Source organism: Frankia sp. CoBUL1 (assembly GCF_978021245.1).
The window spans coordinates 1-8,211 of sequence record NZ_CDXDOS010000152.1 but is presented as its reverse complement, the minus strand read 5'-3'; the positions used below and the strand labels follow the sequence as shown (position 1 = coordinate 8,211).

Annotated in this window: 10 protein-coding genes; 6 read left to right on the top strand and 4 right to left on the bottom strand. The window is 71.4% G+C overall.

The annotated features are described in order from the left end of the window. Positions 1-385 precede the first annotated feature (385 nt). The 4 genes from AC08OX_RS11960 (at position 386) to AC08OX_RS11945 (ending at position 3,362) form a co-directional block, all read left to right on the top strand. Positions 386-835, top strand: coding sequence for a hypothetical protein (locus AC08OX_RS11960; RefSeq protein WP_011438774.1), 450 nt, complete (start codon positions 386-388; stop codon positions 833-835). A 276-nt stretch (positions 836-1,111) separates the two neighbouring features. Next, positions 1,112-2,122, top strand: coding sequence for a futalosine hydrolase (gene mqnB / locus AC08OX_RS11955; protein ID WP_476607888.1), 1,011 nt, complete (start codon positions 1,112-1,114; stop codon positions 2,120-2,122). A 1-nt stretch (position 2,123) separates the two neighbouring features. Further along, the gene (locus AC08OX_RS11950) at positions 2,124-2,969 is read left to right on the top strand and encodes a 1,4-dihydroxy-6-naphthoate synthase (protein ID WP_476607887.1); all 846 of its coding nucleotides are present in this window, start codon (positions 2,124-2,126) and stop codon (positions 2,967-2,969) included. A 42-nt stretch (positions 2,970-3,011) separates the two neighbouring features. After that, entirely contained in the window at positions 3,012-3,362 is a 351-nt protein-coding gene (locus AC08OX_RS11945) for a rhodanese-like domain-containing protein (protein ID WP_476607886.1), read from the top strand. Between the two features lie 86 nt (positions 3,363-3,448). Here AC08OX_RS11945 and AC08OX_RS11940 read toward each other — a convergent pair whose 3' ends face one another. Both AC08OX_RS11940 and AC08OX_RS11935 read right to left on the bottom strand, forming a co-directional pair. Next, positions 3,449-4,207: an HNH endonuclease family protein gene (locus AC08OX_RS11940; RefSeq protein ID WP_476607885.1), complete on the bottom strand. Its 759-nt coding sequence runs from the start codon at positions 4,205-4,207 to the stop codon at positions 3,449-3,451. A gap of 116 nt (positions 4,208-4,323) precedes the next feature. Beyond that, the gene (locus AC08OX_RS11935) at positions 4,324-6,102 is read right to left on the bottom strand and encodes a protein kinase domain-containing protein (protein WP_476607889.1); all 1,779 of its coding nucleotides are present in this window, start codon (positions 6,100-6,102) and stop codon (positions 4,324-4,326) included. A 355-nt stretch (positions 6,103-6,457) separates the two neighbouring features. On the opposite strand from AC08OX_RS11935, the gene AC08OX_RS11930 reads away from it, so the two are divergent. After that, the gene (locus AC08OX_RS11930; RefSeq protein ID WP_476607884.1) at positions 6,458-6,625 is read left to right on the top strand and encodes a hypothetical protein; all 168 of its coding nucleotides are present in this window, start codon (positions 6,458-6,460) and stop codon (positions 6,623-6,625) included. A 172-nt stretch (positions 6,626-6,797) separates the two neighbouring features. Here the strand turns inward: AC08OX_RS11930 and AC08OX_RS11925 are convergent, their stop codons facing one another. Beyond that, positions 6,798-7,193 (bottom strand): cold-shock protein, encoded by a 396-nt coding sequence (locus AC08OX_RS11925; RefSeq protein WP_476607883.1) that lies wholly within the window; start codon positions 7,191-7,193, stop codon positions 6,798-6,800. Positions 7,194-7,410: 217 nt separating this feature from the next. On the opposite strand from AC08OX_RS11925, the gene AC08OX_RS11920 reads away from it, so the two are divergent. Next, positions 7,411-7,812: a hypothetical protein gene (locus tag AC08OX_RS11920; protein ID WP_476607882.1), complete on the top strand. Its 402-nt coding sequence runs from the start codon at positions 7,411-7,413 to the stop codon at positions 7,810-7,812. A 57-nt stretch (positions 7,813-7,869) separates the two neighbouring features. Here AC08OX_RS11920 and AC08OX_RS11915 read toward each other — a convergent pair. Further along, positions 7,870-8,211: HAD family hydrolase (locus tag AC08OX_RS11915; protein WP_476607881.1), on the bottom strand; the 342-nt coding region annotated here is incomplete at its 5' end.

The following is an 8,211-nucleotide window of genomic DNA, read 5'->3' as shown; positions in this document are numbered from 1 at the left end:
CCCAGGGGTTCCCCCGCAGGCACCCATGCCCCCGCCGATACCGATGCCCCCGCCGATACCGATGCCCACACCGACACCCATGCCCACACCGACACCCATGCCCACGCAGGCACCCATGCCCCCGTCGGCCCACGCGACCGCGTCAACGCCGCTGCCACCGGCCGACCCGTGGCGGCAGGCCCCACTCCCCATTCCGGCGACGCTCCAGGATCCGACCGGTCCGACCCGGCCTGACCGCCGACGAACGGCCCGCGGCCTCCGATGGCGGCGCCGGAACTGATCCGGCACACCAGCGACGTGACCCGGGCCACCGTGCCCACCGGCCAGCAGCTGAAGGCCCTGACGGCGAGCGACGCCACCGCACGGGCGGCGATACCCTCCGACCGTGCGCACGCCCCACCTCCTCCGCCGTCTCCCATTCCGGCGGCTCGCCGCAGCTCTCGCCGCCGCGGTTGTCGTCGGCCTCGGCCTGAGCGGCTGCGAGCGACCGACTCCCCTGGTGACCATGGAGTCCGGGGGACACTTCGTGCGGACGAACGCCGCGCAGTACGAGCGGGACGGGACGGTGATCCAGAAATCGGTATCACCGCCGCACATCACGGTCAGGCCCGGAAGCGCCATCAACATCGACGTGCCGACGTCGGTCGCCGACCGCGGCTACTTCCTCGTCCTGGGCAGGGAGCGGGTGACCGACAAGATCAGCGAGACGCACTACCGGTACGTTCCCGCCAAGAACACGCCTGCCCTGCTCGTGGTGTTCGCGCTTCCCGAGGCGGGCAGCTCCAGCGACCAGGCGTCGGGAAGCTGGCCGTTCCTGGTCACCTTCAAGCCCTGACCCACCGCCGGCCACTCCACCGCCGGACCGGAACCAACGACCCGCGCACACCAGCCCCCGAACGGGGATACACCGTGCGCGCAGCGTGCCACACCTCCCCACCGGGACCACGCAGCGTCGTCCGCGATGCTAAGGTCCGGCAACAAGTCCGATTTGCACCCCATCGAAAATCCCGCGCTGTTACCCAACCGTCCGGTGCGGTGGTGTTCGGGTAAATCGACCGACAGCATGCGACAACAGACGAGGACGTCCCCAGATCATGATCCGGACCTGATCGTGAGCCGTACCCTGATCGTGACCGCGGTGACCGCCGAAGCGGACGCGGTGTGTGCCGGCCTGATGGGCAGCTGGTCGAGCGGTCGGACCAGAACCCCCGTCGGACCGGGCAGCCTGGTGTCCCCCGAATGGGACCGCCAGCTTCTCACCACCTCCACCCTGGGCCCCTACGTGGGCCGGCGACGCGGACCGGTGACGGTGCTCGCGGCGGGCACCGGCGGCCCGGCCGCGGCGGCGGGCACCGCGGTGGCATTGTCGGTGGCGAGCGCGGCGGGGCAGCCGTTCAGCCTGGTGGTGGCGATGGGGATCGGCGGTGGGTTCCGCGGCTGGGCGGAGATCGGGGACATCGTCCTCGCCGATCGCATCGTCGCCGCCGACCTCGGCGCGGAGTCCGGCCTTGACGAGGAACCGCCCGCTCCGCCGATCGGCCGCATCAGCGAGATGGACCGCAATCTCGGGTTCCACAGCAACGGCGCGCCGGCACCCCGCGGCCTCGCCCACTCGTCGAACCCCGCGGGGTCGTTCCTGAGCCTGGAGGATCTCGGGCTCGGTTCGTCCACGGTGGTCCCGGATCCGGACCTCGTCCACCGCCTGGGCACGGTGCTCGACGTCACCGGTCGGCGGATCGTCACGGGTAGCGTGATCAGCGTGTCGACGGTGACGGGCACCGAGCGTCGGGCCACGGCGCTGACCGAGCGGCTGGACCCGGTGGCGGAGTCGATGGAGGGGTACGCCGTTGGGGTGGCCGCCCGGGCCTTCGGCGTCCCGGTGGTGGAGATCCGTACCATCAGCAACACGGTCGGGCGCCGGGACCGGTCCGGCTGGAACCTGCCGGTCGCGCTGGCCAGCCTCCGCACGGCCGCCGCGGCACTCGTCACCCACCCGGACGGTCTGGTGACGGCCGCACCGGTGGCCACCGCGAACGACGTCTCCACCACGATCCCGGCCGGGCACCCGGGTGCCCGCGGCCACCACGGGAACAGCGGCCACCACGGGACAGGAGAGCACTGAGATGGGTGCTGGCCGGGCGACCACCTCGAACCTTCCAGGTCCGCTCTCGCTCGCCATCTCGCCCTGCCCCAACGACACGTTCGCCTTCCACGCCCTCGCGCACGGACTCGTCCCGGGAGCACCCGAGGTGTCGGTGACCTTCGCCGACATCGACGTCCTCAACGCCCGGGCCGCCGACGGGCGGGATGACCTCGTCAAGGTGTCCTATGCCGCCCTGCCGTGGCTGCTCACCGGGTACCAGCTGCTGACGGCGGGCGGGGCCCTGGGCCGCGGCTGCGGCCCACTCGTCCTCACCGCCGGGCGGTCGGACCTGCGCGGTGCCCGGGTCGCCATCCCCGGCACCCGCACCACGGCCTACCTGCTGTTCCGGCTGTGGGCGGCCGACGAGGGCGTGACGAACGTCGACGTGCTTCCCTTCGAGAAGATCATGCCCGCCGTCCGCGATGGCGCGTATGACGCGGGGCTCGTCATCCACGAGTCCCGCTTCACCTACCCGTCCTACGGACTGACGGCGCTCGTCGACCTCGGCGACTGGTGGGAGGGCCAGACCTCGCTGCCCATTCCGCTCGGCGCGATCCTCGCCCGCCGGGGGCTGGACGGTCCGGTGCTGTCCGCCGCGGTGCGGGCGAGCGTCGCCGCGGCCTTCGCCGATCCCGCCGCCAGCGCCGACTACGTCCTCGCCCACGCCCAGGAGATGACGCCCGACGTCGTCGACGCCCACATCCAGCTGTACGTCAACGAGTTCAGCCTCGACCTCGGCGACGAAGGGTTCGCCGCCGTCGAGGCCCTGCTCTCCCGCGCCGCCGACGCCGACCTCGTCCCCGTGCTTCCGCGGCCGCTGCGCTGAACCGCAAGCCCCCTCGGAGGGTCCTGATGGCAGGATGGAGACGTGAGTACCGATCAGATACCGGCTGTCGGCGTCGCGGAGCTACCGGTCGAGCTTTCCGCGGACGGTGCCCCGCTGATGGTGGACGTGCGGGAGCCCGACGAGTGGTCCGCCGATCACATCGCCGGCGCGCTGCACATCCCGATGAGTGAACTGGTCGCCCGGCTCGACGAGGTTCCCCGGGAACGCGAGGTCGTCGTGGTGTGCCGCTCGGGCGGTAGGTCCGCCGCCGTCACCAACTACCTCAGGCAGGGCGGCTGGCAGGTCCGCAACCTGACTGACGGGATGCCCTCCTGGCAGGCGCACGGCCGCCCGATGGTGAGCGAGAGCGGCGCCGCGCCCACCGTCCGCTGAGAACCGCCGGCCGACCCCGCCGGGCCCGGGCCGACCCCGCCGGCTGCTCCGCATTTCTCGGATGATTCAGCGCCGCGGGCTTCCGGTCAGCCGCTCGGGGTCAGCCCCAGTGCCGGCTGGTTCGGGCACTTCTGGAGAACGGCGCGCATCGCGTCCGCCTCCGCCTGGACGACCCACAGGCGGTAACGGGCCTTCAATCCCACCTGGCGCGCGACGTAGGGGCACTGCTCCCCCGGGCTCGGCGGCAACCATTCGGCGGCGTCGTGATCGCTCTTGCGCTGATTCGTGGGACCGTCGACGGCCAGCAGGTTCTCCGGATCGTTGGCGAACTGGAGCCGTTCCCGAGCGGTCCAGTTGAGCGCGCCGGTCCGCCACGCATCCGCCAGGGGGACGACGTGGTCGATCTGCACGCTGGCAGAGTTCCGTCCACGGTCGAAACGGATGATTCTGGTGGTGTACGGATCCCGGAGCTCGCCGGTCAGCACCGTGCAGCCGTCCGATCTGCGGATGGTGGTGCTGCGCAGATCTCGCCGCAGAATGTCGTTACGGGTGTCACACCCGTTGTCGTCGATGTCCGACCAGGCGGGCCCGAACTCGTCCCGGCGGTACCTGGGAGAGTTGTCCTCCGCTTTGATCGGAAGGGTGGCGAGCAGCTTCAGCGCCGAGCCGCTGGCGGTCGGGGCACCAACCCGGTTGGACGTTCCAGTCTGGTCGGAAAGGTCACTGCAACCGGTCAGGCCGCCGACGAGGACGAAAACGGCGAGGACGGCGAGGGCCGCGGCTCCGCCGGGTCGACCGGGCCGACCGGGTCCGTGACGATCTGGACCGACACCGCTTCTTCGCACCGGACTCCCCACCTCGACGGTTCGGAACCCGTGGGAAGTGCTCGCCCCGCTTCGGGTCCGTTCGGATCGAGGGTGACATTAACTGGAGATCGGCCCGCCGGGTTGGTCGGCCACCGTCAGGGGACGGGAACGCGGGCTCCTGCGCTCACCGGATTGTCGTGCAGCTCCAGCTCCTGGGCCGTGGCGTCCCGTGGGATGTCGAAGACCATGGTGCCCGCTCTGAGGTCACCCGGGTTGATCGAATCCCACAGATCCTCGTTACTCAGCTGGAAGCGGGCGAGGAAATCGGCGCTGTGCCGGCCGCCGCCGTCCCACAGAAACTGGGATGAGGTCACCAGCGTGCGGGTGGAGTCGCCGATGTTGCGCACGGTCACGTGGGCCAGGCAGAACTGGCCGTCCGTGTGCCGAGCGAGCAGTCCGTCACCGAGTTTGGTCTGCCCGCATCGGAAGGAATCCACGATGAACTCGAGCTGGCCATCCGTGACGGGGCGGCTCAGGCCGCTGGCCGGACCCGGTGCCGTGCTCGGACCGGTGGAGCGCGACGGGACGGTTGTGGCCGCCGACTGTTCCGCGGAACCATTTTGGCCGCTCTTTCCGGGCAGGCTGACCACGACCGCGATGGCGATCAGCGCGCCCAGGACGATGACGGTGATCCAGACGAGTCGCCTGCGATCGAACCCGCGGGCCGGCGGCGGCTGGGTGAAGGACGGGTACGGCGCGCCGGGCTCGCCCGGTACCGGCCCGTGCCGATCGGGAGGCTGGCCGGACCACGGCCCCGGCGGTGCGCCGGGGACCTGCCCGCCCATCCGCTCGCCCAGCTGGGCGGGCCGCGGGCCGGGGCGTCCCCTCGGGCTGTGCGCGCCGGACTGCCCCGGTGGTGCCTGGCGTGGTTGTCCCGGTCCCTGGCCCACCCGGGCGGCGGGAGCGCCCGCGTTCCAGTGGACCTGACGCGCGGGAGCCGAGGTCGCCGGGCCGATCCGGGTCGGGGCGGCGCGGGGCACCTCGCCGGTTCTGCTCAGGAGCTCCTCGGCCTGACCCATCGCCTCGCCGATGGCACCGGTACCGCGGGAGGGTGGCTGCGCGATGAGCCGCAGCAGCAGGTCCCGGGCGCTCGGCCGGTCGTCGGGATGCTTGGCCAGGGCCGCGCTGACCAGGCCGACCAGCGGCTGCGGCAGACCGCGCAGGTCCGGGGCGGACCCGACGATGCGCATGCCGAGGTCGATGTCCGTACCGTCGCCGAACGGGTGGCGGCCGGTACCAGCGTAGGCAATGAGGATGCCCCAGGCGAAGACGTCCGCCTCCGGACCGATGGGCTGGCCGTGCACCTGCTCGGGCGCCATCCACCCGGCGGAGCCGAAGCCCCATGCCGTGGGCTTCGCCTTCGCGCCCTCAAGGGCCTGCGCGATCCCAAAATCGATCACGCGTGGCCCGGACAGTGAGAGCATCACGTTGCTGGGCTTGAGATCCCGATGGACGAGGCCGGCGCTGTGGATCGCGGTAAGCGCCGTCGCGACCCCCACGGCCAGTCCGGTCAGGGTCGACGAGGTCAGCGGGCCCTTGTCGACCTGCATGTCCAGCCGGACGCCGTCGATGAACTCGGTGACGAGGTATGGCGCGGGCGCATTCGGATCCGCGTCCAGGACTTCGGCGGTGCAGAAGGGAGCGACCTTGCGTGCCGCTTCGACCTCGGCCCGGAACCGGCGGCGGAACTCCTCGTCGGCGGCCAGGTCCGGTCTGATGACCTTGATGGCAACCCGCCGTCCGGCCCGGTTCCTCGCCAGGTAGACCGTGCCCATGCCGCCGACCCCCAGCCGGCTGAGCAGAACGTAGGGGCCGACCGACCGGGGCTCGTGTGGATTGAGCGGATCACCTGGTTCGGAGCGGCCGGGACCCATGCGCGCGGCGTTGTCGGCCACGGTCAGCACCGCACGGCTGTGATCATGACCGCTGTCCACTGCTTGTCACACGAATGCCTCTCGAATCCCGATCCGACGCCTCGTTCCGACCGCCGATCCGTGCCCTCCACCGATCAGCGGAGGTGGGACGGCCCTCGGCGATGCCACCGCGGCCGGCGGCGGGGCTGCTCATGGTTCGGTCTGGTCTACGTTCGCAGTCTGCCGCACTGCCAACGCTTCCAGTCGCACGCGGGCTCCCCGCCGACGGGACCGGTCGGCTCCCCGACAATGCGTTGCCGCCACGGCGCGCAGGCCGCAGCGGATGAGGCCGTAACCGAGGAGGCATCGTGAACCGATGCGTACCAGTGTGGCCAATCTGATGAAGGGCTCGATCTCGGCTCATGCCCGGATCCCGATTGATGTGGCTGGCTCGGTCGGTGTCGCTGTTCTGATGGGAACAGCGGATTCGACAGCGGATTCGATGGATGCGGATAGGGTGACCGTTGTGCTGGCGGAAACGTGACATCCGGTCCGTCCGAGCCCGGCCCACGCGGGGTCGACGGCCCCTGGCTGCTCTGCCCCTGGTGCGGTGGCCCGGTGCCACTGACCCACCTGGCGGCGTCCGACGAGGAACCGGGCGCCCAGGTCGCGGTGTGCACCGGGTGCGGCCGACGGGTCGGTTTCCTGCCGCCGGCCTAGACCTCCAACTCGTTGGCTACGGCGTGCACGACCTTGGCGACCCGCTGGGCGGTCCGCCGGTCGGGATACCGGCCGCGACGAAGGTCCCGCTGCACGTCGTCCAGCACCTTGATCATTTCTTCGACCATGCTGTGCAGCTCGTCCGGACTGCGCCGCGCGGCCTGGGCCGCAGCCTTGGCGACCGACGGCGGGGCGGTCAACAGCCGGACCGACAGTGCCTGGTCGCCACGCCGCCCGGCGGCGACGCCGAACTCGACCCGGTCACCGGGTTTCAGCCGGTCGACCCCGGCGGGCAGGGCGGCCTTGTGCACGAAGACGTCGCCGCCGTCGTCCCGGCTGAGAAAGCCGAAGCCCTTGTCGACGTCGAACCACTTGACTTTGCCGGTGGGCACGGGCGACCTCGTTCTGTGTAACGACAGGACAACGCAACGGAAGATGAGTGATTCCCAGGCTATCCGTCGGCCGCACGTCGCGTGCGTCTTCGGTAGCGATCGGCTGTCGGGTGCGCCCATCTCCCTCCCGTGACAGTGGCCTGGCCCACCGTTCCGCACACATCCTCGTAGGCTGTCGCACGTGTCGGCGAAACCCTCGTCCCGGCAGGTCGGACCCGTGGCCGGCGGTGCGGTAAGCGAGGTCATGGCTCCGGTCGCGACCCCGCCGCCGGTGACCTGGGCGGATCGGCTGGTCCGGATCGGGGCCGTGCTCTTCGGAACCGGTCTGGTCGCCACGGCGGCGGCGGTGATCCCCTTCTTCCTGGGCGCCGAGAATCTGCCGACCTGGCTGAACGCCGTCGCCGGCGGCGGACTGACCATCGGGTTCGCCGTGGCGCTGGTGGGGGTGCTCGCCGCCGCCCGATCCCGGATTCCCGAGGAGAGCGATCCCGATCTCTATGTGAACAACCCACATCCGCCCGACCACGGGGCCCGCAGGGATGCCGATCATCCCGGGGACGCCGACCACCCCGGGGACGGCACCGGTTCGCGGACAGATCCCGTCACCCGCTCCCGGTAGTTCCTTGATCTCACGGCCGGGGGTGCGGACCCCCGCCGGGCCGACCGCGTCGCGGCGTCAGCCCGGCTGTCGTCGGCGCCGGGCCTCGTCGACCAGCCAGGGCGGGAAGTCGGCCAGCCGGGGGAGGACGACGTCGGCGCCGGCGGAGAGCAGATCGGCGGCCGAGCAGGGCCCGGTGGCGACCCCGACAGCGAGAGCACCGCCGTCGCGGGCGCCGACCATGTCGCCGACGTGGTCACCGACGAAGACGTCCACGCGGTGGGCGCGCAGGGCCTCGCCCTTCGTCTGCGCGAACCGGGCTCCCTCCACCACGTCGGCGGTGATGCCGATCCGGTCCAGACTCGCGCGGGCCAGTGCCGTGCTCTTCGCGGTGACGACCACTACCCGGCCGGCTAGCCC